General features: G+C 64.5%; 24 protein-coding genes. 10 read left to right on the top strand and 14 right to left on the bottom strand.

Features of this window, described 5'->3' with window-relative positions; all coding sequences use genetic code 11:
• Nucleotides 1–125: 125 nt before the first annotated feature.
• Entirely contained in the window at nt 126–944 is an 819-nt protein-coding gene (cysQ, locus tag EGJ86_RS09735; protein WP_125834952.1) for a 3'(2'),5'-bisphosphate nucleotidase CysQ, read from the bottom strand.
• Nucleotides 941–1507: an ADP compounds hydrolase NudE gene (gene nudE, locus EGJ86_RS09730; RefSeq protein ID WP_084340969.1), complete on the bottom strand. Its 567-nt coding sequence runs from the start codon at nt 1505–1507 to the stop codon at nt 941–943. Before nudE ends, cysQ begins: the two co-directional genes overlap by 4 nt.
• A 123-nt stretch (nt 1508–1630) precedes the next feature.
• Here nudE and yrfG point away from each other — a divergent pair, with 123 nt between their 5' ends.
• A complete protein-coding gene (gene yrfG, locus EGJ86_RS09725; protein ID WP_125834951.1) occupies nt 1631–2311 on the top strand; it encodes a GMP/IMP nucleotidase in 681 nt (226 codons plus the stop codon).
• A 75-nt stretch (nt 2312–2386) separates the two neighbouring features.
• Here the strand turns inward: yrfG and lysM are convergent, their stop codons facing one another.
• Nucleotides 2387–2824, bottom strand: a complete 438-nt coding sequence (gene lysM / locus EGJ86_RS09720; RefSeq protein ID WP_104729930.1) for a peptidoglycan-binding protein LysM — start codon at nt 2822–2824, stop codon at nt 2387–2389.
• A 119-nt stretch (nt 2825–2943) separates the two neighbouring features.
• Here lysM and EGJ86_RS09715 point away from each other — a divergent pair, with 119 nt between their 5' ends.
• The 4 genes from EGJ86_RS09715 to EGJ86_RS09700 all read left to right on the top strand — a co-directional run bounded on the left by EGJ86_RS09715 (nt 2944) and on the right by EGJ86_RS09700 (nt 7607).
• Entirely contained in the window at nt 2944–3831 is an 888-nt protein-coding gene (locus tag EGJ86_RS09715; RefSeq protein ID WP_125834950.1) for a LysR family transcriptional regulator, read from the top strand.
• 97 nt (nt 3832–3928) lie between these two features.
• On the top strand, nt 3929–4744 hold the full coding sequence (gene fdhD / locus EGJ86_RS09710; RefSeq protein WP_125834949.1) for a formate dehydrogenase accessory sulfurtransferase FdhD: 816 nt from the start codon (nt 3929–3931) through the stop codon (nt 4742–4744).
• The gene (locus EGJ86_RS09705; RefSeq protein ID WP_106733633.1) at nt 4741–7080 is read left to right on the top strand and encodes an FdhF/YdeP family oxidoreductase; all 2340 of its coding nucleotides are present in this window, start codon (nt 4741–4743) and stop codon (nt 7078–7080) included. Before fdhD ends, EGJ86_RS09705 begins: the two co-directional genes overlap by 4 nt.
• An 83-nt stretch (nt 7081–7163) precedes the next feature.
• A complete protein-coding gene (locus EGJ86_RS09700) occupies nt 7164–7607 on the top strand; it encodes a hypothetical protein (RefSeq protein WP_099522908.1) in 444 nt (147 codons plus the stop codon).
• Between the two features lie 229 nt (nt 7608–7836).
• Here the strand turns inward: EGJ86_RS09700 and EGJ86_RS09695 are convergent, their stop codons facing one another.
• The 6 genes from EGJ86_RS09695 to EGJ86_RS09670 form a co-directional block, all read right to left on the bottom strand.
• The gene (locus tag EGJ86_RS09695) at nt 7837–8634 is read right to left on the bottom strand and encodes a DUF4824 family protein (protein WP_125834948.1); all 798 of its coding nucleotides are present in this window, start codon (nt 8632–8634) and stop codon (nt 7837–7839) included.
• Entirely contained in the window at nt 8631–9695 is a 1065-nt protein-coding gene (locus tag EGJ86_RS09690) for a DUF2157 domain-containing protein (protein WP_125834947.1), read from the bottom strand. The genes EGJ86_RS09695 and EGJ86_RS09690 overlap by 4 nt, the downstream gene beginning before the upstream one ends.
• 44 nt (nt 9696–9739) lie before the next feature.
• Complete coding sequence (locus EGJ86_RS09685) at nt 9740–10174, bottom strand: thioesterase family protein (protein ID WP_125834946.1); 435 nt, start codon at nt 10172–10174, stop codon at nt 9740–9742.
• 85 nt (nt 10175–10259) lie between these two features.
• Nucleotides 10260–11423, bottom strand: a complete 1164-nt coding sequence (locus tag EGJ86_RS09680; RefSeq protein WP_125834945.1) for an iron-containing alcohol dehydrogenase — start codon at nt 11421–11423, stop codon at nt 10260–10262.
• A gap of 128 nt (nt 11424–11551) precedes the next feature.
• A complete protein-coding gene (locus EGJ86_RS09675) occupies nt 11552–13342 on the bottom strand; it encodes an acyl-CoA dehydrogenase C-terminal domain-containing protein (protein WP_125834944.1) in 1791 nt (596 codons plus the stop codon).
• Nucleotides 13339–14580: a 3-hydroxyacyl-CoA dehydrogenase gene (locus EGJ86_RS09670; RefSeq protein ID WP_125834943.1), complete on the bottom strand. Its 1242-nt coding sequence runs from the start codon at nt 14578–14580 to the stop codon at nt 13339–13341. The genes EGJ86_RS09675 and EGJ86_RS09670 overlap by 4 nt, the downstream gene beginning before the upstream one ends.
• 98 nt (nt 14581–14678) lie before the next feature.
• Here EGJ86_RS09670 and EGJ86_RS09665 point away from each other — a divergent pair, with 98 nt between their 5' ends.
• Entirely contained in the window at nt 14679–15578 is a 900-nt protein-coding gene (locus tag EGJ86_RS09665) for a LysR family transcriptional regulator (protein ID WP_125834942.1), read from the top strand.
• Nucleotides 15579–15586: 8 nt separating this feature from the next.
• On the opposite strand, the gene EGJ86_RS09660 is transcribed toward EGJ86_RS09665, so the two are convergent.
• The 4 genes from EGJ86_RS09660 to EGJ86_RS25315 all read right to left on the bottom strand — a co-directional run bounded on the left by EGJ86_RS09660 (nt 15587) and on the right by EGJ86_RS25315 (nt 18530).
• Nucleotides 15587–16879 (bottom strand): NTP/NDP exchange transporter, encoded by a 1293-nt coding sequence (locus tag EGJ86_RS09660; protein ID WP_125834941.1) that lies wholly within the window; start codon nt 16877–16879, stop codon nt 15587–15589.
• Between the two features lies 1 nt (nt 16880).
• Entirely contained in the window at nt 16881–17801 is a 921-nt protein-coding gene (locus EGJ86_RS09655) for an aldo/keto reductase (protein ID WP_099522917.1), read from the bottom strand.
• Nucleotides 17802–18036: 235 nt separating this feature from the next.
• A complete protein-coding gene (locus EGJ86_RS25085) occupies nt 18037–18204 on the bottom strand; it encodes a hypothetical protein (protein ID WP_177429652.1) in 168 nt (55 codons plus the stop codon).
• Nucleotides 18205–18404: 200 nt separating this feature from the next.
• The gene (locus EGJ86_RS25315) at nt 18405–18530 is read right to left on the bottom strand and encodes a hypothetical protein (RefSeq protein ID WP_256672402.1); all 126 of its coding nucleotides are present in this window, start codon (nt 18528–18530) and stop codon (nt 18405–18407) included.
• Between the two features lie 96 nt (nt 18531–18626).
• Between EGJ86_RS25315 and EGJ86_RS09650 the strand changes: the two genes are divergently transcribed.
• Genes EGJ86_RS09650 through EGJ86_RS09635 form a run of 4 tightly spaced genes read left to right on the top strand, consistent with a single transcriptional unit; the run spans nt 18627 to nt 22065 of the window.
• Nucleotides 18627–19766 carry an ABC transporter permease gene (locus EGJ86_RS09650; RefSeq protein WP_125834940.1) on the top strand — a complete coding sequence of 380 codons (1140 nt, stop codon included), beginning with the start codon at nt 18627–18629 and terminating at the stop codon, nt 19764–19766.
• Nucleotides 19763–20548 carry an ABC transporter ATP-binding protein gene (locus EGJ86_RS09645; protein ID WP_125834939.1) on the top strand — a complete coding sequence of 262 codons (786 nt, stop codon included), beginning with the start codon at nt 19763–19765 and terminating at the stop codon, nt 20546–20548. The genes EGJ86_RS09650 and EGJ86_RS09645 overlap by 4 nt, the downstream gene beginning before the upstream one ends.
• Nucleotides 20549–21466 (top strand): MlaD family protein, encoded by a 918-nt coding sequence (locus EGJ86_RS09640; protein ID WP_125834938.1) that lies wholly within the window; start codon nt 20549–20551, stop codon nt 21464–21466.
• Entirely contained in the window at nt 21463–22065 is a 603-nt protein-coding gene (locus EGJ86_RS09635) for an ABC-type transport auxiliary lipoprotein family protein (RefSeq protein ID WP_125834937.1), read from the top strand. The genes EGJ86_RS09640 and EGJ86_RS09635 overlap by 4 nt, the downstream gene beginning before the upstream one ends.
• A gap of 97 nt (nt 22066–22162) precedes the next feature.
• Here the strand turns inward: EGJ86_RS09635 and EGJ86_RS09630 are convergent, their stop codons facing one another.
• Nucleotides 22163–24082, bottom strand: coding sequence for an ATP-dependent DNA helicase RecQ (locus EGJ86_RS09630; RefSeq protein ID WP_125834936.1), 1920 nt, complete (start codon nt 24080–24082; stop codon nt 22163–22165).
• Nucleotides 24083–24123: the final 41 nt, after the last annotated feature.

Genomic DNA, 24123 nt, shown 5'->3' with positions numbered 1-24123 from the left:
CCTTCCTTCCTCTATCCCCCCACCCCCAACCCCCCCCAAACCCGTGGCCGCGCGGGTGGCGGCCTACGTTTCTTGCGCTTGGGGATTCGCGAGCAGAGCTCGCTCCTACAGGTAACGTGCCAAGGCTAAAGACCGCGCGCCAGCTCGATCAGCTCGCCACGCCACTCGGCGGCAGCCGGCAGCGCCAAGAAAGACGGATTGAGGAAGGATTCGCGCGCCTCGTAGGTCAGCGTCTCGCCGGCCAGATCCAGCACTTCGCCACCCGCCCCCTCCAGCACGCCCTGCGCCGCAGCGGTATCCCACTGCGAGGTGGGCGCCAGGCGTGGATAGCAGTCGGCATTGCCTTCGGCCAGCAGGCAGAATTTCAACGAGCTGCCGATATTGGCCAGCGCCGGCTCGCCGAAACGCGCGGAAAGCCCCGCCAGCAGAGTTTCCTGCGCGGCGCTGGAGTGACGTTTGCTGGCTACCAGGGTGAAACCCTGCGCAGGCGCCAGGCGCACGCTGATCGAATACTCCTCGCCCGGCACGTCGCTACACCAGGCGCCCAGACCAGCGCCGCCGTAATAGCAGCGGCCATTGGCGGGAATACCCACCACACCGAAGACCACTCGTCCCTGTTCGATCAACGCGACATTGACCGTGAACTCTTCGGAGCCGGCGATGAATTCCTTGGTGCCATCGAGCGGATCGACCAGCCACCAACGCGTCCAGGCGGCGCGCTCAGCCAGCGGAATGTCGGCGGCCTCCTCCGACAGCACCGGCACCTCCGGCGCCAGCGCCTGCAGGCCATCGAGCAGGATATGGTGCGCGGCCAGGTCGGCGGCGGTCACCGGCGAGGCATCGGCCTTCTCCGTCACCGCCACATCGCTGCGCCAGTACGGCAGGGTCGCCGCGCCGGCGGCACGAACCAGGTCGATTACCTTGGGGATGTAGGGATGGCTCATGGACGGTACTCCCCGCGCTGAGTCAGCAGGTCGCGCACCAGGTACAGCGCCGCCAGTGCGCGGCCTTCACTGAACTGTTCGTGCTTGGCCAGGCTGGACAGCTCGCGCAGGCTGATGCGGTCGACCCGCATCGGCTCGGGCTCGTCACCCGGCAGGCGCTCTTCATACAGATTGCGCGCCAGCACCACCTGAATCTTCTGGCTCATGTAACCGGGTGACAGGCTCAGCTCGGTGATGTACTCCAGCTCGTGCGCGCCGAAACCGGCCTCTTCCTTGAGCTCGCGGTTGGCCGCCACCAATACGTCCTCACCCGGCTCGATCAGGCCCTTGGGCAGCGACAGCTGGTAGTCATCGGTGCCGCCGCAATACTCCTCGATCAGCACCGCGTGCTCGGCGTCGAGCATCGCCACCACCATCACCGCGCCATAGCCCGAGCCCTTACCGACCAGTCGCTCATAGGTGCGCTCCGTGCCGTTGGAGAAGCGCAACTGCACTTCCTCGACACGAAACAGACGGCTGCTGGCGACAATTTCGCGAGCGAGAACCGTGGGCTTTTGGCGCATGAGGCGACTCCTTGGCGGGACCGAGCGGGTTATCATACAGCGGCTTTTGCCATTATCCGTGGCCGAGATTGCATCAAGGCGAAACAGGCTACGGAACAATTGTTCCCGATCAGAGAGATGCGCATGCCCGTACTACCCTGGCAGCAGATCGACACCGTCCTGCTGGACATGGACGGCACGTTGCTCGACCTGCACTTCGACAACCACTTCTGGCTCACCCACCTGCCGCAGCGCTACGCCGAGCACCATGGCGTCAGCCTGGCGCTGGCCCAGGCCGAACTGCTACCGCTGTTTCGCGAGCATGCCGGTACGCTGAACTGGTACTGCACCGACTTCTGGAGCCGCGAGCTGCGGCTGTCGATCCGCGAGCTCAAGCGCGAGGTCGCGCACCTGATCGCCCTGCGCACCGATGCAGAACTGTTTCTGCGCGCTCTGCGCGAAGCTGGCAAGCGCGTGGTGCTGATCACCAACGCGCACCGCGACTCACTGTCACTGAAACTGGAACGCGTCGAGCTGGCGCCCTGGTTCGAACGCCTGATCAGCTCCCACGACTACGGTTTCCCCAAGGAGGATCAGCAGTTCTGGTTCGCCCTGCGCCAGGATGTCGACTTCAACCCTGCGAGGGCCCTGTTCATCGACGACAGCCTGCCGATCCTGCGTAGCGCCGGACGCTTTGGCGTCGCCCATCTGCTCGCCGTGCGCCAACCAGACAGCCAGGCCGGGCCTAAAGATACCGAGGAGTTCGCCGCAGTGGAGGACTACCGGGAGTTGGTGCACGGACTGCCTGCGACGCCCTCACTGTAGGAGCCGGCTTGCCGGCGATCGTGAATGATGCCGATCGCCGCCAAGGCCAAGCCCCCGCCGCACCTGAGCGCGGGTTTAGTCAGGAATCCGCAATACCTGCCCCGGATAAATCTTGTCCGGGTGACTGAGCATCGGCTTGTTGGCCTCGAATATCTTCATGTAGGCGTTGGCATTGCCGTACTCGGCCTTGGCAATCGCACTCAGCGTGTCGCCCTTCTTGACCGTGACGAAGCGCGCTTCGGGCGCGGGCGTAGTCACGCTGATCTGATCATCGACCTCACCGACACCGGCCACGTTGCCCAGCGCCAGGAGAATCTTTTCCTTCTCCTCCTGGCTGGCCACTTCGCCGCGAGCGATGACCTTGTCGCCCTCGACGCTGACCTCGATGTTGGGGTTGCCCAGGCCAACCTTGGCAACATGTTCCTTGAGCGATTCGGCGGCCTGCGCCTCCTGACCCACCAGTGACTCCCAGAGTTTGACCCCGGCGTCTTTGACAAAGGCAAACAGACTCATGGCAATTCCTCTTGTTCCTTGCGAATGACCGGGCAAAGCGCCCGGAGACCAAAGTCTAGTTCAGGAAACACCCCTGATTAGCGTTCGCGCATTAGAATCCGGGCAAACCAGGAGCCCCCATGGATATAAAGCAGCTGAAATTCCTCGTCGCCCTCGACGAGACCCGCCACTTCGGTCAGGCCGCTGCGCGCTGCCACGTGACCCAGCCGACGCTGTCCATGCGCTTGCGCCAACTGGAAGACGAGCTGGGCCTGGAACTGGTACGTCGCGGGCAGCGCTTCGAAGGTTTCAGCGCCGAAGGTGAGCGTATCCTGGCCTGGGCACGCAGTGTGCTGGCCGCACAGGATGGCCTGCTCGCCGAAGCTGCAGCCTGTCGTGGGCACCTGGTGGGCACCCTGCGCCTGGGCGTGGTGCCGCTGGCCAGTTTCGACCCGATGCGCCTGATCAGTCTGTTCGCCGAGCGTCACCCTGGGCTGCGCTTTCAGTTGCACGCGCTGAGCAGCGATCAGATTCTCGAGGGACTGGTCCGCAATCAGCTCGACCTGGGCCTGTCCTATCTTGATCGCCTTGACCGCGAGCACTTCGCCAGCCTGGAGCTGGCCGAAGCACGCATGGGCCTGCTCTACGATCAGCGCCACTTCCACTTCGTCAGCACCAGTCTGCGCTGGGAGCAGTTGGCCAACCTGCCCCTGGGCCTGCTCTCGACTGGCATGCACTTTCGCCAGTCCATCGATCACAGCTTCCGTGCTCGCGGCCTGAGCCCGCAGGTACGCCTGGAGGCCGATGCCGTGCATCACCTGACTCAAGCGGTCAGCGCCGGGCTGTGCTGCAGCGTCATGCCATTGCCGACCGACGGCGCTCCGACCGACGGTCATCTGCGCCTGCTACCCATCGAGGACGCTCATACTCTGGCACCTCAGGGCCTGATCATGCGCCGTAGCGCCCCTGCCTCACCGCTCGCGCAAGCCTGTTTCGAAGAGGCACGAGAGTGGCTGGCGAACGCTTGATAGATTTGCTCGATCAACACATCAAAGCCAACGATTAGACGCTCCCCGCCCATGGGCCTAGGCTTAGCTGTGTCAATCTGTCACAGAGCGCGCCTCGATGGCCAAGCCAGCCGCCCAGCCGCACATTGCCAGTGCCTATACCTACGCCGAACTCGGTGACGGTCGCGCGCAGCACGCTGCACTGGCCGAAGAATGTGCCCTGGCGATCAGCTACAACGACCTGAACCAGGCGGTGATGATGGTTTCGCCCCATCACCTGGAAGATTTTGCCGTCGGCTTCAGTCTTGGCAACGACTTGATCAAGTCAATCGACGACATCTATGACATCCAGTTGCGCGGCCTCGGTGACAGCCGCGAAGCCCGCTTGCAGGTCAGCAGCCGCGCCTTCTGGGCGCTCAAGCAGCAACGCCGACAAATGGCTGGCACCAGTGGTTGCGGCCTGTGCGGCGTGGATGCGCTGGAACAGGCCCTGCCAGCCCTGACGGCTTTGCCAGGCGCCACCCTGCCACCGCTTGCACACCTGAGCGGCCTGCGCGAGCGCATCGGTGAGCAGCAGCAACTAGCACGCCACAGCGGCGCACTGCATGCAGCCTTGTTCATCGATGCCAGCGGCGAGATTCGTCTGTGCCGTGAAGACATCGGTCGCCATAACGCCCTGGACAAGCTGATCGGCGCCATCGCGCGCGAACGTATCGACACTCACGGTGGCTTCGCCCTGGTCACCAGCCGCTGCAGCCTGGAACTGCTGCACAAGGCGGTACGTGCCGGCATCGGCACCCTGGTGAGCCTGTCCGCGCCCACCGCACTGACCGTGGACTGGGCGCGGCGCCATCGCCTCAACCTGATCCACCTGCCCCATCACAGCACGCCGCGGGTCTACAGCCCTGCGCCTGACGAAGAAGAACGACCATGAGCCTGCAACCCGTCAACCCTCGCTATAAGCCCTACAAAGGCCCAGCCGCTGGCTGGGGTGCACTGAACGCCGTGACCCGTTTCTGGCTGGACAGCAAGCAGCCGTTCAAGAACCTGCGCGCGCTGCTCAAGACCAACCAGAACGGCGGTTTCGACTGCCCCGGCTGCGCCTGGGGCGATTCGCCCGAAGACGGCCATATCAAGTTCTGCGAGAACGGCGCCAAGGCGGTCAACTGGGAAGCCACCAAACGCCGTGTGGACCCCGCCTTCTTCGCCCGCTACACGGTCAGCCAATTGCGCGAGCAGAGCGACTACTGGCTCGAATACCAAGGTCGCCTGACCCACCCGATGCGCTATGACGCCAGCACCGATCGCTACACGAAGACCACCTGGGCCGAAGCCTTCGCCCTGATCGCCAGGCATCTGAAGGCGCTGCCGAGTCCGGATCACGCCGAGTTCTACACCTCCGGCCGGGCCAGCAACGAGGCGGCATACCTCTACCAGTTGTTCGTGCGCGCCTATGGCACCAATAACTTCCCCGACTGCTCGAACATGTGCCACGAGGCCAGCGGCGTCGCCCTTGGCCAGAGCGTGGGCATCGGCAAGGGCAGCGTGACCTTCAACGATTTCGAGCATGCCGACGCCATTTTCGTCCTCGGCCAGAACCCTGGCACCAACCACCCGCGCATGCTCGAACCGCTGCGTGAAGCGGTCAAACGCGGCGCCCAGGTGGTCTGCTTCAACCCGCTCAAGGAACGCGGCCTGGAGCGTTTCCAGCATCCGCAACACGCGCTGGAGATGCTCACCAACGGCTCCGAGCCGCTGAACACCGCGTTCTTCCGTCCAGCCCTGGGCGGCGACATGGCCGCCATGCGCGGCATCGCCAAGTTCCTGCTGTTGTGGGAGCGCGAGGCGCAGTCCAAGGGTGAAGCAGCGGTGTTCGACCATGCTTTCATCGCTGAGCACACCGATGGTGTCGAGGCCTACCTGAAGCTACTCGACGACACTACCTGGGAGGCGCTCGAAGCCCAGTCCGGCCTGAGCCTGCTGGAAATCGAACAGGCGGCGCGCATGTACCGCCGTGCCGAGCGTGTGATCATCTGCTGGGCCATGGGCATCACCCAGCACCACCATTCGGTGGCTACTATTCAGGAAATCGTCAACCTGCAACTGCTGCGCGGCAACCTCGGCCGCCCCGGCGCCGGCCTGTGCCCGGTGCGTGGCCACAGCAACGTGCAGGGCGACCGCACCATGGGCATCAACGACCGCCCGCCGGTCACGCTACTCGACGCCCTGGAAAAGCGCTTTCAGTTCAAGGTACCGCGCGAGAATGGCCACAACACCGTCGAGGCGATCAACGCCATGATCGACGGCCAGGCCAAGGTATTCATCGGCCTCGGCGGCAACTTTGCCCAGGCCACACCAGACAGCCCGCGTACGCACAAGGCGCTGCAGAGCTGCGACCTCACCGTGCAGATCAGCACCAAGCTCAATCGCAGTCACCTCACCGTTGGCCGCGACGCGCTGATCCTGCCGTGCTTGGGCCGTACCGACATCGACCATCAGGCCGGTGGCCCGCAGGCGGTGACGGTGGAAGATTCGTTCAGCATGATCCACGCCTCCTACGGCCAGCTCGAACCGCTCTCCGGCAGCGAGATGCGCTCGGAGCCGGCCATCGTCGCCGGGATCGCCAAGGCCACCCTGGGCAACCACCCGGTGGACTGGGACGCGCTGATCGCCGACTACGACCGCATCCGCGAGCTGATCGCCGACACCATCCCCGGCTTCCAGGATTTCAACCAGCGTGTCGCTCACCCCGGCGGTTTCTACCTCGGCAACTCGGCCGGCGCGCGGCAGTGGAAAACGGCATCCGGCAAGGCCAACTTCAAGGCCAATGCGCTGCTCGACGACCTGCTGCCTCCGCAGGTGCGCGAAAGCGGAGAGACGCCGGATCTGATCCTGCAGACCCTGCGCTCGCACGATCAGTACAACACCACGGTGTATGGCCTCGACGACCGTTACCGCGGCGTGCGCGGGCAGCGCGATGTGCTCTTCGCCAACGAGGCGGACATCCTGCGCCTGGGCTTCAAGCCCGGGCAGAAGGTGGACATCCGCTCGTTGTGGAACGATGGCATCGAACGCCGGGTGAGCGGTTTCACCCTGCTCGCTTTCGATATCCCGGCCGGCCAGGCCGCTGCCTACTTCCCCGAAGCCAATCCGCTGGTGCCGCTGGAAAGCGCCGGCGTCGGCAGCAGCACACCGACCAGCAAGTTCGTCGCCATCCGCCTGCAGGCTGCCAGCGGCGGCAATCTGCTGGGCAGCAGCGCAGCAAGCTGACCGGCGGCCAGGAACCTCGTACAGAAATCGCTGGTCAATGGCGTAACGCTCGCCATCTGGCGGTTTCTGTTATCGAGGTGTCCATGAAGTCTCTGCAACTCTTCTTTCTTTCCCTTGGCCTGACTAGCGGCGGTTTTGCCTTTGCCGGCAATACCGAGGCCGGCCTGGGCGGCGCACTCGGTGGCGCAGTGGGTGCGATGGTTGGTCAGCAGGTCGGTGGCAACACTGGCGCTGCGGTCGGTGCCGGTCTCGGTGGCGCCGCCGGCAGCATGGTCGGCGCGGATCGCCGCAGCCGTACCGAAGCAGCGATTGGCGGCGCCCTGGGCGCAGCGGGCGGTAACGTCGTCGGCCAGCAGGTAGGTGGTAACACCGGTGGCGTGGTCGGTGCAGCAGTCGGCGGCGGCGCTGGTGGCGCGCTGGGCAACTACATGGGCAACGCCAGCTACGACGATGATCGTCGCGGCAAGCATCACAAACACCATGGCAAGAAGCACAAGAAGCACCACAAACACTGGCGCCGTCACTGACGGATGCCTGGGGTCTGTTGGCATTTCGACGCAAGCCGCGTTGCCGCGAGAAATGGCTCCCGGTTAGGCGCAGGACGCAGGTAATGGTCATTCCCTTGCCAAGTCCTGCAACAACAGCGGGAGTCATTTCCCGCGCAACCCGAAGGGCCGGGCCAGTTTTAGCGTGGAGCGTCGTTACTCGACGGCTCATTTGGGCAACCAAACTTCGCGTCTCGTGCCTAGCTCCGCGCTAAAACTGGCTCCGGCGCGGTCGCGGCGAAACGCCAACAAACCCCATCACCCAGGGTTCATGGCGACGACCGAAGGCCACTTCAACCTGCGCCTTGAACCCTGTCTGTTCGTAGCTGCGCTCCCAGCCACGCGCTAATTCACGATAGGCGTAGGGCACACTCAGGCGGTCATTCTCCAGGCGAATGGTGGCGCCATAACCGGCTTCTGCAGCGTGGCGATAGGGTTCGATACGCCCGGCCAGTAACACCTGACGCTGCCGATCCGGCCAACGCTGGCGCAGCACCTGTGCATCCACGCCCGCATCCACCAGCATCAAACGGCTGGCCTGTTGCTCGACGAATTGCAGGCGACGCTGACGCTCATCGCGCTCCTGCTGTAACACCTCGCTCTCTGGATTGGCGTGCAATTCAGCTTCGGCCCCGCTCAGAGCCTGCCGCGCCTCTTCGACCTGACCTCGGTACAACGGTCCATCCAGCTCCAGCACCAACCAGACCTGGCGTGCCGGCTGTCTGTTCAAGGTTTGCTCATCGGTAGCGGAGAAACCCAGCTCGCGCAGCTTGGCCTCATCCAGCCAGGGCAACTGCCAACCATCACCGGGGCGCTGCCAGCTCAGTTGCAGACGCAGTACGCCATCGTCCTCATCGCGCACCCAGCCACCGTAGACGCGTTGCAACTCGCGCTCGCTGAGCAGCAGTTGTGCCTCGGGCTCGCCGCTGCGGTTGTACCAGACGCCGCCCAGGGCAACGGCATTGCTCAGCAACACCACACCAAGGCCAAGCCATGCTGCCCGCTTCATCGTGCACCTCCCGACGCGCTGCGCCGCCAGCGTTGCAACACCACCAGCAGTAGCACGGCGCTCAACCCGAGCAGGAGGAAGAACAGGTAGCGCGGCAGCAACTGCCACCACCAGTCGAACAGCTTGGCGAAGAGCATGATCAACGCGAAGACCAGGCCGGTGTTGACCACCTCGCCCCAGCCGCGGCGAATGCCGAGCCATATCGTCAACCCGGCGAGGACGAAACCGAGCGTCTGGTACAAGGCCTCGATCCAGCCCGTCGACCAGTCAAGGTAGCTGCCGCCGCCCCAGTAGGACAGCACCAGCACCGGGCCGAGCAGGTAGAGCAGCCCCACCACTCGGTAGCAGGCGGCGAACCCCGGATAACGCCGCTGCTCGAGCACTTGCGGCACGAGCAACAGCGCCGCCAGCGGCATTAACAGCTCCGGCCGTTCCCCCAGCGACCACCAGTGCCAGCCGACCCAGTCGCCAAGGCGAGCCGCGACGAACAGGCCGAAGCAGAGCAATGCCACCACCAGCAACAGACGCTGGCGGCATTGATAAGCCAATAGCAGCGCCAACGCTCCCCAGGGCAGCAGGGCCTTGTCCGACGGGGTGATATTGAAGATCTGCCCGAGCATCGACAGGTTCAGCACGAAGCAGACGAATGCCAGCACCGAGGCCAGCTTGGCGTAATAACCCGAAGTGTCGCGAGCCTGCAGCCAAAAGCACAGCAGCAGGCTGCCCAGGGTACTGCCGACCAAGATGGCGACCTGCGCGAAGGCGTCGAAAAGTCCCCAGAACTGGTAGAACAGAAAGAACAATCCGGCCGCCAGCGCCAGCGCGCCGAACAGCGAGGCCAAGCGCATCCCCAGCGACAGCTGGCGCGCACGAGCATCGGCGTCAATATCCAGCGTCTGGCGAAAGTGCGCCAGCAATTGGCGATGATGGTCGGTGACGGCCTGTTCCTGTGTTGTGCTCAGTTGCAACACCTGCTCCTGGCGCAACTCCGCCAGTTCCTCGCGGAAGGCGGCGATGCGAGCGGCGCGCTGTTGCGCCTGCTCACGCTCGAGATCGGACATGGGCACTCCCTGGCAAATGACTGCCCACAGCCTAGCAGGCCGGACTAGGTCGTGAGCAAGCGCTCCAGCGCAGCACGCAAGGTCTCGGGGATCGCTACTGGGCGATTGCTAGTCCGGTCGACGAACACATGCACGAAGCGCCCAGCGGCACAGGCCTGATCCTCGCCGGCCTTGAAAATCGCCAGCTCGTACTGCACCGAACTGTTACCCAGCTTGCCGACGCGCAGGCCGACGTCGATGGCTTCGGGGAAGGCGATCGAGGCGAAGTAGTCGCACGCCGAGCTGACCACGAACCCAACCACTTCGCCGTCATGGATATCCAGACCACCCTCGGCGATCAGGTAAACATTCACCGCGCTGTCGAAGTAGCTGTAGTAGGTCACGTTATTCACGTGGCCGTAGATGTCGTTGTCGTGCCAGCGCGTGGTGATCGGCTGGAAGTGACGGTAGTCGCTACGCAGGTGTTGGGGTTGGTTCATCGATGGTCCTTGGGTTGGTATCGCGGCTAAATCCCCTCCCACAGGCTGCGGCGCTCTTGTGGGTGGGCTTGAGCCGCGACCTGAATCAGTAAGCAGCCTGATAAATGGTCAGCGCCTGCTGCTCGTTCATCTCGCGCGGATTGTTCACCAACAGGCGCTGCTGCAGCATGGCGTCCGCCGCCAGCGTGGGCAACATAGCCTCACTCACCCCCGCATCACGCAGCCGCGTCGGCAGGCCGCTGCGCTGGCTGAAGCCGGCCAGCGCCTCGATCAGTTGCTCGGTCTGCGCCGCTGCACTGCCGGCCCGCAACTGCTCGCCCAATACCAGCGGCGCCAACTCGGCGTACAGCGGCGCGGCCGCTGGTGCGTTGAACGCCAGTACCTGCGGTAGCACCAGGGCGTTGGACAGCCCGTGAGGAATATGGAAATGCCCGCCCAGGGGATAGGCCAGGGCATGCACCGCCGCCACTGGCGCGTTGGCGAAGGCCTGTCCGGCCAGGCAGGCACCGAGCAACATGGCCTGACGCGCCTCGCGGTTGCTGCCGTTACTCACTACCTCATCGAGGTTGGCCGCAAGCAGACGCAGGGCTTCGCGCGCCAGCAAGTCGGAAAGCGGGTTCTTCTTCAGCGCACTGGTGTAGGCCTCGATGGCATGCACCATGGCGTCGATGCCGGTGGCGGCGGTGACCGTCGCCGGCAGGCCGAGAGTCAGGTCGGCATCGAGCAGAGCCAGGTCCGGCAGCAGCAGCGGCGAGACCACGCCCATCTTGGTGGTCTCGCCGGTGGTGACGATGGCGATCGGCGTCACCTCGGAGCCGGTGCCGGCGGTGGTCGGCACCTGGATCAGCGGCAGGCGCCGACCGCGGGCATTGCCCACGCCGTAGATCTCGTTCAGGGCCTGGGCGCAGTCAGGATGCGCCAGCAGGGCCACCAGTTTGGCCACGTCCATCGAGCTGCCGCCACCAAAGCCGACCACCAGCTCCGCCTGCAGCTCGCGGGCCTGGGCCACAGCGGCCAGCACCACGGCCTCGGGCGGGTCGGCCAGCACCTGATCGAATATCCGCACGTTCATGCCGGCGCGAGAAAAACCCGGCAGCAGCGGTTCCAGCAGACCGAGACGGGTGATACCGGGGTCGGTGACGATCAGCACGCGCCGGGCGCCGCGCTCGCGGCAGAGTTCAGCCAAACGCAGACTGGCGCCGGACTCGCAAAGAATCTGCGCGGTAGTGGCGAAGCTGAATGGGTGCATGGGGTGCTCCTCTTGTTGTAGCCCGGATGCAATCCGGGACCGGTCATGCAAATGTCCCCGGATTGCATCCGGGCTACGCCGCTGGGCGTCTCACGCGTAGGGTGCGCCGTGCGCACCAATAACCCGCGTTAGAACGCGAAACTGTCCTCATCCATGACCATTAGGCATGACGCACCACCCAGCAGGGCTTCGCGGTGTGCACTGGCGCGCGGCAGCACACGACGCAGATAGAAATCGGCGCTGTGCAACTTGGCCTGGTAGAACGCCGCTTCACCGCTACCCGCCTCCAATGCATCCTGCGCCCGCGCCGCGGCTTGCAGCCAGAAACCGGCGAGCAGCACATAAGCCGAGTACTGGAGAAAATCCACCGAAGTAGCGCCGATCTCCTGCGGGTCGCGCTGACAGGCGGCAATCACTTCTGTGCTTAGCTCGCGCCATTCGCCCAAGCGGGCCTGCACCACGCTAGCCATCTGTGCCAGGGCCGGTCGATCCGCCCCGGCATCGCACAGCTGGCTGAACTCGGCCTGCAGTGCGGACAACTCCACACCACCGTCGCCCAGCAATTTACGGCGGATATAGTCCAGCGCCTGAATGCCGTTGGTACCTTCGTAGAGCTGGGTGATGCGACTGTCGCGCATCAGTTGCTCCATGCCCCACTCGCGGATGAAGCCATGCCCGCCATAGACCTGCACACCATGGCTGGCCACTTCCTGGCCCATGTCGGTGAAGAACGCCTTGACGATAGGGATCAGCAGCGCCGCGCGCTTGCCGGCCGCCTTGCGTGCCTCGGCCGCCTCGGCGCCGTGTTCCAGGTCCAACTGGCGGGCGGTGTAAGCGGCGAGCATGCGGCTGCCCTCGACCAGGGTCTTCTGCGTGAGCAGCATGCGTCGCACATCGGGATGATTGATGATTGGGTCGGCTGCCTTGTCCGGCGCCTGCACGCCAGCCAATCCTCGCGACTGCAAACGCTCACGGGCATAACGTAGCGCGCCCTGGAAGGCTGCCTCGCCTATCCCCAAGCCTTGCAGGCCGACCTGAAAGCGCGCGTCGTTCATCATGGTGAACATGCAGGCCAGGCCCTGGTTGGCCTCGCCGACCAGCCAACCGGTGGCGCCGTCGAAGTTCATCACGCAGGTGGAGGCGCCCTTGATGCCCATCTTGTGCTCGATAGCGCCGCAGCTCAGCGCATTGCGTTCACCCGGTGTGCCGTCGGCGGCAGCGACAAATTTCGGTACCAGCAGCAGCGAAATTCCCTTCACGCCAGCAGGTGCATCCGGCAGACGTGCCAGCACCAAGTGGATGATGTTCTCCGACAGATCCTGCTCGCCGCCGCTGATAAAGATCTTGCTGCCGCTGACGCGATAGCTGCCATCGGCCTGCGGCTCGGCGCGGGTACGCAGCAGAGCCAGGTCGGTGCCGGCCTGCGGCTCGGTCAGGCACATGGTGCCCGTCCACTGACCGCTGACCAGCTTGCCCAGGTACTGCTGCTTCAAGGTTTCGCTGCCGTGCTTGCGCAGCGCCAGCACCGCGCCCTCGGTCAGCCCGGAGTAGACACGGAACGACAACGACGCGCCCATCAGCATCTCGTGAAAGGCGAAGGCCACCAGTTGTGGGAAGCCCTGGCCGCCGTACTCCACCGGGCCGGTCATGCTCGCCCAGCCGTTGTCCACGTACTGCCGATAGGCCTCGGCAAAGCCCTTGGGCGTGCTGACCTGGCCGTTTTCCAGGTGACAACCCTCTTCATCGCTGTTGCGATTGAGCGGCGCGACCTCGCCTGCGGCAAAGGCCGCAGCCTCCTCCAGCACGCCGTCAATCAGCTCGCGATCCAGGCCGTTGCCCAGACGCTCGCAGTGGCCGGCAGCATCGAACAGCTCGTGCAGCACGAAGCGCATATCGCGCAATGGCGCCTGATAGCTCATACCCGGCCCTCCTGCACGTCGCTGAAGCGCTTGTTATCGGCGGCCAGACGCTCGATCAACGCCGCCGGTTGCCAATGGCTACCGAAGCGTTCGGCCAGTTGCAGCAGACGCTGACGAAGGGCGCCGACGCCCTCGCCGTCGGCCCAAGCCATCGGGCCTCCGCGCTCGGCAGGGAAACCGTAGCCATTGAGATAGACCCGATCGATATCGTGGCTGTTGGCGGCGATGTTCTCTTCGAGAATCTTCGCCCCTTCGTTGACCAGTGCCAGCAGGCAGCGCTCGAGAATCTCCTCGTTGCCGATATCACGGCGACTGAAGCCCAGGCGCTCGGCCTCGGCTTGCACCAGCGCGTCCACCTCGGGATCGTGCTCCGCCTGACGACTGCCCGGCGCATACAGGTAATAGCCTTTGCCGCTCTTCTGGCCGAAGCGGCCCAGTTCGCACAGGCGGTTGTCCACCTGTACCGACGGGTCGTCCTGGCCCTGGCCGGACAGTTCACGGGCACGCCATTCCAGGTCGATGCCGACCACGTCGTACATGCGAAACGGCCCCATGGCGAAGCCGAAGCCCTGCAGCGCCGCGTCCACCTGGTGCGGCCAGGCGCCTTCGAGCAGCAGCATGCGCGCCTCGCGCACGTAGGTATGCAGCATGCGGTTGCCGATGAAACCGTGGCAGTTACCGGCGACCACCGCCACCTTGCCCATGCGCGCGCCCAGCTCTTGAGCGGCGTCCAGCACGGCTGGCGCGGTCTTGCCGCCGCGGACGATCTCCAGCAGCTTCATGATGTGCGCCGGGCTGAAGAAGTGAAGGCCCAGCACGGCTTCCGGCCGCGCGGTGACGGCGGCGATGGCATCGATATCCAGCGCCGAGGTGTTGCTGGCCAGGATCGCGCCGGGCTTCATCACCGCGTCCAGCTCGCGGAAGATGCGCTGCTTGAGTTCGAGGTTCTCGTACACCGCTTCGATCACCAGGTCGGCGTCGGCCAGCGCCGCGTAGCTGTCCACCGCTTCGATACGTGCGCGTCGCGCTGCCGCTTCCAGTGAATCGATACGACCCTTGGCGAAGTTATGCGCCCAGGTTTCCTCCGCCATCGCCAGGCCCTGCTCGACCATCTGCGGATTGTTATCCAGCCACAGCACGCGCAAGCCGGCATTGGCCAGGCTGATGACGATACCGCGGCCCATGGTGCCGGCGCCGATCACAGCGGCACAGCGAAGCGGCGAGACGACTTGAGTCATTGTTGTTCCTCTCGAATACGCAGGGAAAAGCTTGGGTCACGATAAGCAAGCCGCTACTATTTTTGAAATTTAGTCTTGTGATACGACGTATTCATCAGATGAATTTCAGCAATTTCGACCTCAACCTCTTGCGGGTGCTGGACGCTCTGCTGCGCGAACAGAACGTGTCGCGTGCCGCCGAGCGCCTGTCCTTGAGCCAGCCTGCCGTGAGCAATGCCCTGAGTCGCCTGCGTGAGTTGCTCGGCGACCCGCTGCTGGTGCGCGTGGGCCGGCGCATGCAACCGACGCCACGAGCACTGGCGCTGGAAGCCCCGATCCGCAGTGCCCTGCGCCAATTGGAACAGAGCCTGAGCGCCGGCGAGACCTTCGAGCCGGGCGAAAGCCGCCAGCGCTTTTGCATCGCCGTTACCGACTACGTGGAGCTGGTATGCATGCCGCGTCTGCTCGACCGCATCAGCCATAAAGCGCCGGGCATTGGCATCGACATTCGCCACCTCAGCCCGAGCCTGCCGATGGAGGCGCTGGACAAGGGCGAGCTGGATCTGGTGCTGGGCCGCTTCGACGAGATGCCGGCGCGCTTCGCCCGTCGCCACTGGATGAGCGAGACACTCAAGCTGGCGGTGCGCCGCGATCATCCGCTGCTGCGCCAGGGCAATCTGGATCTGGATACCTTCCTGCGCCTGCGCCACCTTTGGGTGCATGGCGGGCAGACCCGCGGCATGGTCGATCAATGGCTGGGCGAACAGGGGCTGTCGCGGCAGATTCTCTACACCACACCGAACTACCTTCAGGCGGCGCATATCGTCGGTGGCAGCGAGCTGGCGGCAGTGCTGCCCACCGCCCTCGCCCGACATTTCGCCACGCTGCTGCCACTGCAGTTGTTCGACCTGCCCTTCACCCTCGGCCCCTTCCATCTGGAGGTGGTCAGCCTGGCACAACGCCAACGCGATGCCGCGCTGCAATGGCTGATCGAGGAGATCGTCGCGGTGGCGGGATGATTACCCAGTCACCCGTCCTGTCTTTCCGCCTGCCTATCGGCGCGTCCGCCCAGGTACCAACCGAGCACACCCCATAGCGCAGCACAGAGCGCACCGACCATCACCACCAGCCAGGCGCCGTGGCCGAGCATGTCCAACCCGGCCTTGGCCCAACCGCTGAGGGCATCACCACCGCGATAGACCACGGTGTCGATGAAGTTCTTCGCCTTGTACTTGCTCTCGGCGTCGAGCGGGGCGAAGAGCATTTCCCGTCCCGGCCGGACGAAGGCGTACTCACCAATACGCCGCACGATCATCAACCCCGCCAGCATGGCGAAAGTCGGCGCCAGCGCCAGACCGATAAAGCCCAGACACACCAGTGCCGGTACGATTGACAGCAACACACGTACGCCCAGCTTCTGCGCCACCCGCCCGGTGATGAACAACTGCGCAGCCAGGGCACCGGCCTGCACGACGAAATCGATCACACCGAACACCTTCACCTGGGCGGCGCGATCGGGGAATAGCTCGGCCACCAGGCGCGCCTGCTCGAAATAGAGAAAGGTGCTCACCGAGGTGAGCAGCAAAATGAACGCGCCGATACCCAGCAGATAACGCGAACCGAGCATACGCGTCAGCCCGCTGAACGGATTGCCTGGCACTGGCCTGCGCGGGCTCTCGTTGGCTAGCGCCCCTGACCGCCCGGCGCCCTGGCGCTCGCGCCACTCCATCAGATAACGCTTGAGCGCCATGGCCGCACCGAGCAGCACGGCAGCCATCAGCATCAGTCCCGACTCACCGATAGCGCCGATCAACAAGGCGCTCAACAGCGGTCCACAGAGCCCACCAACGCTAGCGCCCGCAGCAATGAAGGCGAAAAGCCGCCGCGCCTGGGCGCCATCGAACACGTCGGCCATCAGGCTCCAGGCCACCGAGACGACGAACAGGTTGTAGACCGAGATCCACACGTAGAACACCCGAGCCAGCCATACGCTGTCGTGGTCGAGGCGAAACAGCAGGACGAAGGCCAGCAAGTTGAGGCAGAAGAAGCCGTATACCCAGTCGATGAAATGGATACGCGGGACCTTCGAGTTGAGCCAGGCGAACAGCGGCACCGCTAGCAGCATGACGACGAAGGTCGCGGTGAACAGCCACTGCAGATTGTTCACACCACCGGTGATGCCCATCGCCTCACGGATCGGCCGCAACATGAAATAGCCGGCGAACAGACAGAAGAACAAGGCAAAACCGGCCAGCACCGCTGCCAGTTCCTCACCTTCGGCATTGATCGCACGCGCCAGGCGCCGGGTGAGCGCCTGCATCTCAGGCGAACAGCTCGATGATGCGCTGGCGCTGCGCCGCGTCGGGCAGGCGGCCCTGGCCGGCGAGGATGTTGTCAGCCATGTAGCGCGGGTTGGAGGTGGCCGGGATCACCGCCGTCACCGCCGGGTTGGCGAGGATGTACTTGAGCATCAACTGTGCCCAGGACGTGGCATCGAGCTCTACCGCAGCCCAGTCCGGCAGGCTCTTGCCCTTGACCCGATCGAACAGGGCCGAGCGCTGGAAAGGCCGGTTGATAAGCACTGCGATGCCCTTGTCGGCACAGTAGGGCAACAGCTCGCGCTCGGCGTTGCGCTCACCGATGGAGTAGTTGAACTGGACGAAATCCACTGGTTCCTTGCGCAGGACCTCGAGCAGGCGCTCGTGGGCGGAATCCAGGTAGTGAGTCACGCCGATATAACGTACCCGGCCCTGTTCTTTCAGCTCGCGCAACAGGCCAAGCTGAGTGCTGGTGTCCTGCAGGTTGTGCACCTGCATCAGGTCGATGGTGTCGGTCTTGAGCGCGGCGAAACTGGCTTCGACCTGCCGCTCGCCAGCAGAACGCCCGGTGGAGGACACCTTGCTGGCCAGGAACAGTTTTTTGCGCATGTCGCCTTCTGCGGCCAGAGCGCCACACACCGCTTCGGCCCGCCCGTAGCTCGGCGCGGTATCCACCAGGCTGGCGCCACCGTTGACCAGTGCCTGCAACACCTCGCGCAAGGGCTGTAGCGCCTCGTCGCTCATCGCCACATCGTGGGTGCGTGAGGTACCCAGACCGATCACCGGCAGCAGTTCACCGCTACTGGGAATCGCCCGGCTCAGCAGTGTTTCGGCGGCGAAGACGGAGGACGGTAACCAGGGCATCAGGACAGCTAACGCTGCCAGGCTGGCGCTACCTTGCAGGACTCGGCGGCGAGTAGGCATGACGTGGCTCCTCTAACAGTGACCGGTTGGTTATAGGCACTGACCGCGCTGAGACCAAGGCGTTACATCCGCTACCGATTCGCTATCGACCGAGAAAGACAGCAAGGGAATCCGCCGGAGGCCGGCAGTGACGGGCGCAAGAGGGGAAATACGGCAGGCTACGGACGCAATATCCGGTAACCAAAAACGCCGCTGCGCCAGGCGGGATAACGGCGCAGCGGTCGGGAAACAGTTATCAGGCTGCGCGCGAAGAAGAGTCGCTGATCAGCATACCGTGGGAGACGAGAAAGCAGCGATGACCGTTCTGCAGGGTCAGGGGGCTGCGACTGGCAATCACCCAGCCTTTGCTCAATAGCTGCTCGATATGCGCACGCAGTGCGGGCAGGTGGCGCTGTTCCTTCATGGCCGACTCCTCATGTAATGGGTGACACTGCACCCAGTGGCTCATCCGTGACACATATCGCAAAATGGTAGTGGCGCAATGCCAGGAAAGAAAGCGGCGCGATTATGTAATTTCTTGTAGGACATTCGCTATACCCCCCCGTCACATCAGCGCTGCGCTGACTCCGCTTGCGGCTCTTTCCGAGGGGTGGAAAACATCAGCTAATGGTCTTCCAGTTTGCCGTAGTGCAGCAGTGCCACATCGGGCAGGTGATGCTGGAGCAGATTCCATGGCACGCGCTCGCCCTGCGCTGGCAGCAGCTGCAAAGCCTGCGCGATACGGGCCATCAGCAATGGCCTGCGGGGTCGCTCGGGAAGAGGCGCAGAACCTCGAGTGAGCGCCACGACTGGCCTCAGGCGCCCGAGCAGCGCTAAGCTGTGGCGATGACCACTCCCTACCTGACCTCGCAGCAGACCAGCAGCACGGACGCCGCCAGCAGCCTGCGGCTGGGTGGTGACTGGACGCTGGCCCACTACAGCCAGCTCGAACCCCAGGTGCTGGCCCTACGCGAACGCCTGCAGGGCAAGGAGTCCGTCGACCTGAGCGACCTGGCCGCGCTGGATACCGCCGGCGCCGCGTTGCTGGTGGAACTGTTCGGCAGCGAACGCCTGCGCCAGCTCAGCAAACAACGCGAATTCAACGAGCACCGCCGCGCACTGCTGCTGACAGTGGCCGATGCCATGGCCGACAGCCAGCAGGCTCAGACGCCGCCGGAGCCGTCGGTGCTGCGTGAGGTGCTCGGGCACATCGGCGAAGTGGTCGAAAGCATGTGGCACCAGGGCCGCGCGTTGCTCGGGTTCATGGGCCTGACCCTGACCAGCATGCTGGCGATACTGGTGCGGCCGACCCGCTGGCGCCTGACCTCGCTGACCGCGCACTTGGAGCAGTGCGGGCTCAATGCCGTGCCCATCGTCGCCCTGCTGACCTTTCTGGTGGGCGCCGTGGTGGCCTTTCTCGGCGCGACCATCCTCGCCGACTTCGGCGCCAGCATCTACACGGTGAATCTGGTGGCCTTCTCCTTCCTGCGCGAATTCGGCGTGCTGCTCACTGCGATTCTCATGGCCGGCCGCACCGCCAGCGCCTTCACCGCACAGATCGGCTCGATGAAGGCCAACGAGGAAATCGACGCCATCCGCACCCTCGGCCTGAGCCCCATCGAACTGCTGGTGCTGCCGCGCGTTTTCGCCATGCTCATCGCCCTGCCGATATTGACCTTCATCGCCATGCTCAGCGGCATGCTCGGCGGCGCACTGGTCTGCGCGCTGTCACTGGATATTCCGCTGGCCATGTACCTGTCGATCCTGCAGGAAAGCGACCTGCTGCGGCACTTTCTGGTCGGCCTGCTAAAGGCGCCGATCTTCGCCTTCCTGATCGCCCTGATTGGCTGCCTGGAAGGTTTCAAGGTCAGCGGCAGCGCACAGTCGGTGGGTGAGCACACCACCTCGGCGGTGGTGCAATCGATCTTCGTGGTCATCCTGCTCGACGCCCTGGCGGCGTTGTTCCTGATGGAGATGGGCTGGTGAGCCAGGAAACCGTCATCGAGGTACGCGACCTGAGCAATCGCTTCGGTAGCCAGGTGGTGCACGAGCACCTGGATTTCGATCTCTATCGCGGCGAGATCCTCGGCGTGGTCGGTGGCTCCGGTACCGGCAAATCCGTGCTGCTGCGCAGCATCGTCGGCCTGCGCCAACCCAATGCCGGCACCGTGCGCGTGTTCGGCGAAGAACTGCTGAGCCTGCCGCCCGAGCGGCGCTCGCAACTGGAACGGCGCTTCGGCGTGCTCTACCAGCGCGGCGCGCTGTTCTCCTCGCTGACCGTCAGCGAGAACATCGCCCTGCCGCTGATCGAACACGCCGGCCTGTCGCGCGCTGCAGCCGAGCGCCTGGCCAGGGTCAAGATCGCCCTCGCCGGCCTACCGCAGGACGCCGGCAGCAAGTACCCCAGCTCGCTGTCCGGTGGCATGGTCAAACGCGCCGCCCTGGCCCGCGCGCTCGCGCTCGACCCGGACATCCTGTTTCTCGACGAACCCACCGCCGGCCTCGACCCGATTGGCGCGGCGGCCTTCGACCAATTGATCCGCACCCTCAGCGACAGCCTCGGTCTGAGTGTATTTCTGGTGACTCACGATCTGGACACGCTCTACAGCATCTGCGACCGGGTCGCGGTGCTGGCGCAGAAGAAGGTGCTGGTAGCCGACCGCCTGGACGTGGTGGCTGCCACCGACAACGCCTGGATTCAGGACTATTTTCACGGCCCGCGTGGACGCGCGGCTGCACAGGCCGCCGCAGCGGTAGGGAGTCAATGAATGGAACCCAGAGCCCATCATGTGCTGATCGGCCTGTTTACCGTGCTCACGGTGGGCGCCGCGCTGCTGTTCGGCCTGTGGCTGAACAAGGCCGGCGCTGATCGCGCCGTTACCGACTACGAGGTGATCTTCAACGAGGCGGTCACCGGCCTGTCGCAAGGCAGCGCCGTGCAGTACAGCGGGATCAAGGTCGGCGACGTGATCAGCCTGGGGCTCGATCCGAACGATCCGCGTACCGTGCGGGCGCGGATTCGTATTGTCGGCCATACGCCGATCAAGCAGGACACCCGTGCCCGCCTGGCGATCACCGGCATCACCGGCCTGGCGGTGATCCAACTGCATGGTGGCAGCCCGGAAAGCCCACCACTGGAGAGCACCGATGGCGAACCCGGCATCATCATCGCCGACCGCTCGCCCCTGTCGCGGCTGATGGCCAACGGCGAAGACCTGGTGGTCAACATCACCCGCCTGCTCAATCGCGCCAACCGCATGCTGTCACGCGAGAACGCCGAGCGCGTGTCGCGCACGCTGGAAAATCTGGAGCAGGCCACTGCCGGCATCGCCGAGCAGCGTGATGAGCTGGGTGAAACCCTGCGTCAGACCAGTGCCGCCACCCGCGAAGCGGCCGAACTGATGCGCACGGCCAATCGCCTGCTCGATGGCCAGGGCAGCCAGGTGCTGGAGAACGCCGAGCGCCTGATGGCCTCGCTGGAACGCAGCAGCCGCAATATCGAGGAGCTGCTGCAAAACAACCGCAGCGCGCTGGACAACGGTATGCAGAGTCTCGGTGAGCTGGGCCCGGCAGTTAGCGAACTGCGTGACACCCTCGGCACCCTGCGCAGCTTCTCTCGCCGCCTGGAGCAGGACCCCACCGGCTACCTGCTGCGCAACGACAGCATCAAGGAGTTCCAACCATGAAGCGCCTGTCCCTGCTGCTGGCCGCCGGCCTGCTCAGCGCCTGCTCGATCCTGCCGCAGAGCGAGCCCCTGGATATCTACCTGCTGCCAGGCGCCACCCTGCCGGCACAAACCCAGGGCGTCGACTGGTCGCTGCGAGTGAACAGCCCGGTCAGCAACCAGTTGCTAGACGGCACACGCATCGTCGTGCTGCCCGAGCCCGGCCGGGTCAACACCTACCAGGGCGTGCGCTGGAGCGAGCGCACGCCGCAGTTGCTGCGAGGCCGTCTGCTCGACGCGTTTCAGGATGATGGCCGCGTTCAGGCATTGAGCAACGAAGAGCAACGCCTGCAGGCCGACCTGGAGCTGGTCAGTGACCTGCGCAGCTTCCACAGCCAGTATCGCGATGGCGTTGCCGAGGCACTGATCCAGCTCGACGTGCGCCTGGTCGACGGGCGCGATCAGCGCATCCTCGGCAGCCGCCGCTTCAGCGTCAGTCAGCCGGCGAGTGATACGTCGATTGCTGCAGTAGTGAAAGCCTTCGGCCAGGCTGGCGATCGATTGTCCCGCGAGCTGGTGGACTGGACGCTGGCCGAAGGGCAACGAAGTCGCCGGCCATAAGCACATGGCAGCGCACACGTGATCATCGGTGCACACAGCACATCCTACGCGATGGATGCCGCTACCGTAGGGTGCGCCGTGCGCACCAATCCACCCCCTACACAGCCAACCAATCGCGCACCTCGGCGTAGGGGTAATCCTCCAGCGCGGCGAAGCCGGCCAGCTGACGTGCCTTGAGCTTGGTCAATAGCGGCGTGGTCACGCCACAGAGAAAACGCGTCAGGCATTCGTGGCTCGGCCTGTAGCCGGCGTGCTGCTGGTGCTTCTCGATGAAGGCGGCGCACAGCGCCTCGGCATCACGTCCGCTCAAGGGCGGTAGTTCCGGAGGCTGCGGCAAGGTCGCGACCTGACCCCGGCACACCGAACAATGTCCGCAATGCTCGGGCGCCTGTTCGTCACCAAAGTACAAGGCGAGGCGCCGGCTCAGGCATTCGCGGCTCTCGAACAAACCGAGCATGGCCTGGATACGCGCGATTTCGCTGGCCTCGTGGGCGCGGAAGTGCGCGTGCAGATCGCCGGCCAGGGCTGCCACATCGAAGTCGCCATCGAGCACGGCGTAGACCTCGGTCATCTGCTTGCTTTCCAGCTCCAGCCAGCCCCTTTCCTGAAAGTAATCCAGCGCCTTGACCACCCGCGCCCGTTCGGCGCCGTGGTCGCGATACAGCACGTCGAAATCCAGGGTGCTCCAGGTTCGCGCCCGCCGTGAGCTGGCAAGAATCGCCTCGACGAACTGGCGGCGCTCGCCCTCGAACTTGGCCAGCAGCACGTCATCTTCCAACAGCAGCTTGAAGCGGTACTCGGCGAAGTACGCATAACGCGGGGCGATGATGCCGCGCAGTTCCAGCTGCACCAGCAGGGTCTTGAGTGGCAACACGCGGATATTGCTCAGCTCCGACAGCTGCCCGAGCATCAGCTCCCACTGCCCGCCCGTGCCGACCGCGCGCAGATCATCGAGCACGGCGCGGATGCCGCTGAGTTCGGGCGTATCGCCAAAAACGAAATTCTCCAACACGCTGAGGCCATCGCGGCTGGCCAGCACAAGGCAGTCCGAAGACTGGCCGTCACGTCCGGCACGGCCGATCTCCTGGCTGTAGTTCTCCACCGACTTGGGCAGGTCGAAGTGCACCACGTTGCGGATATCACGCTTGTCGATGCCCATGCCGAAGGCGATGGTGGCGACGATGCACTCCAGCTCGCCAGCCATGAAACGGCGCTGGATCGACTCACGTACGTCATGGGCCATACCCGCGTGGTAAGCGCTGACCGCCAGACCGTCGCGCGCCAGATGCTCGGCGACCTGCTCGGCAGTCTTCTGCTGGGTGACGTAGACAATGCTCGCCTGGCCGCGTCGCGGCGCCAGCCATTGCTGCAGACGCTGCTGCTTGGCACCTCCGGGCACGGGCTCGACCAGCAGATTGAGGTTGGGCCGGTAGAAACCGGTGGTGACCACGTCCGCCTCGGCGATGGCGAATTTCTCGCGCATATCGGCGATCACCTTGGGCGTCGCAGTGGCGGTCAGCAGCAGCACCTGCTTGATGCCGAACTGGCGCTGATAGTCGGGCAGCTTGAGGTAGTCCGGGCGGAAGTTGTGGCCCCACTCGGAGATGCAGTGCGCCTCGTCGACCACCAGCAGGGAGATCGGCACCTGAGCGATGAAATTGCGAAAACGCTCGTTCTTCAGGCGCTCCACCGAGATCATCAGGATCTTCAGCTCGCCGCTGCGCGCGCGATTCATCACCTCGGCGGCCTGCTCGCGGCTCTGCGCCGAATCGATACTGGCCGCGGCGATACCATGGGCATGCAGGAACGCCAACTGATCCTGCATCAGCGCCAGCAGCGGCGAAATCACCAGGGTCAGGTGTGGCAGATGCAAGGCCGGCAACTGATAGCACAGCGACTTGCCCGAGCCGGTGGGAAAGATCGCCGCCGCCGAACGACCGGCGAGCACAGCGCTGATCACCGTTTCCTGGCCGGGACGCAGTTGATCGAAACCGAAGACACGTTTGAGGGTAGACATGCGCTGTCACTCCATTGACCGCTGAATGGCCCCTGACCATA

This window comes from Pseudomonas sp. o96-267 (assembly GCF_003935465.1).
GTDB lineage: Bacteria > Pseudomonadota > Gammaproteobacteria > Pseudomonadales > Pseudomonadaceae > Aquipseudomonas > Aquipseudomonas sediminis.
Note: the sequence above shows the minus strand (reverse complement) of the source record. Positions and strands in the feature narration are given on the sequence as shown.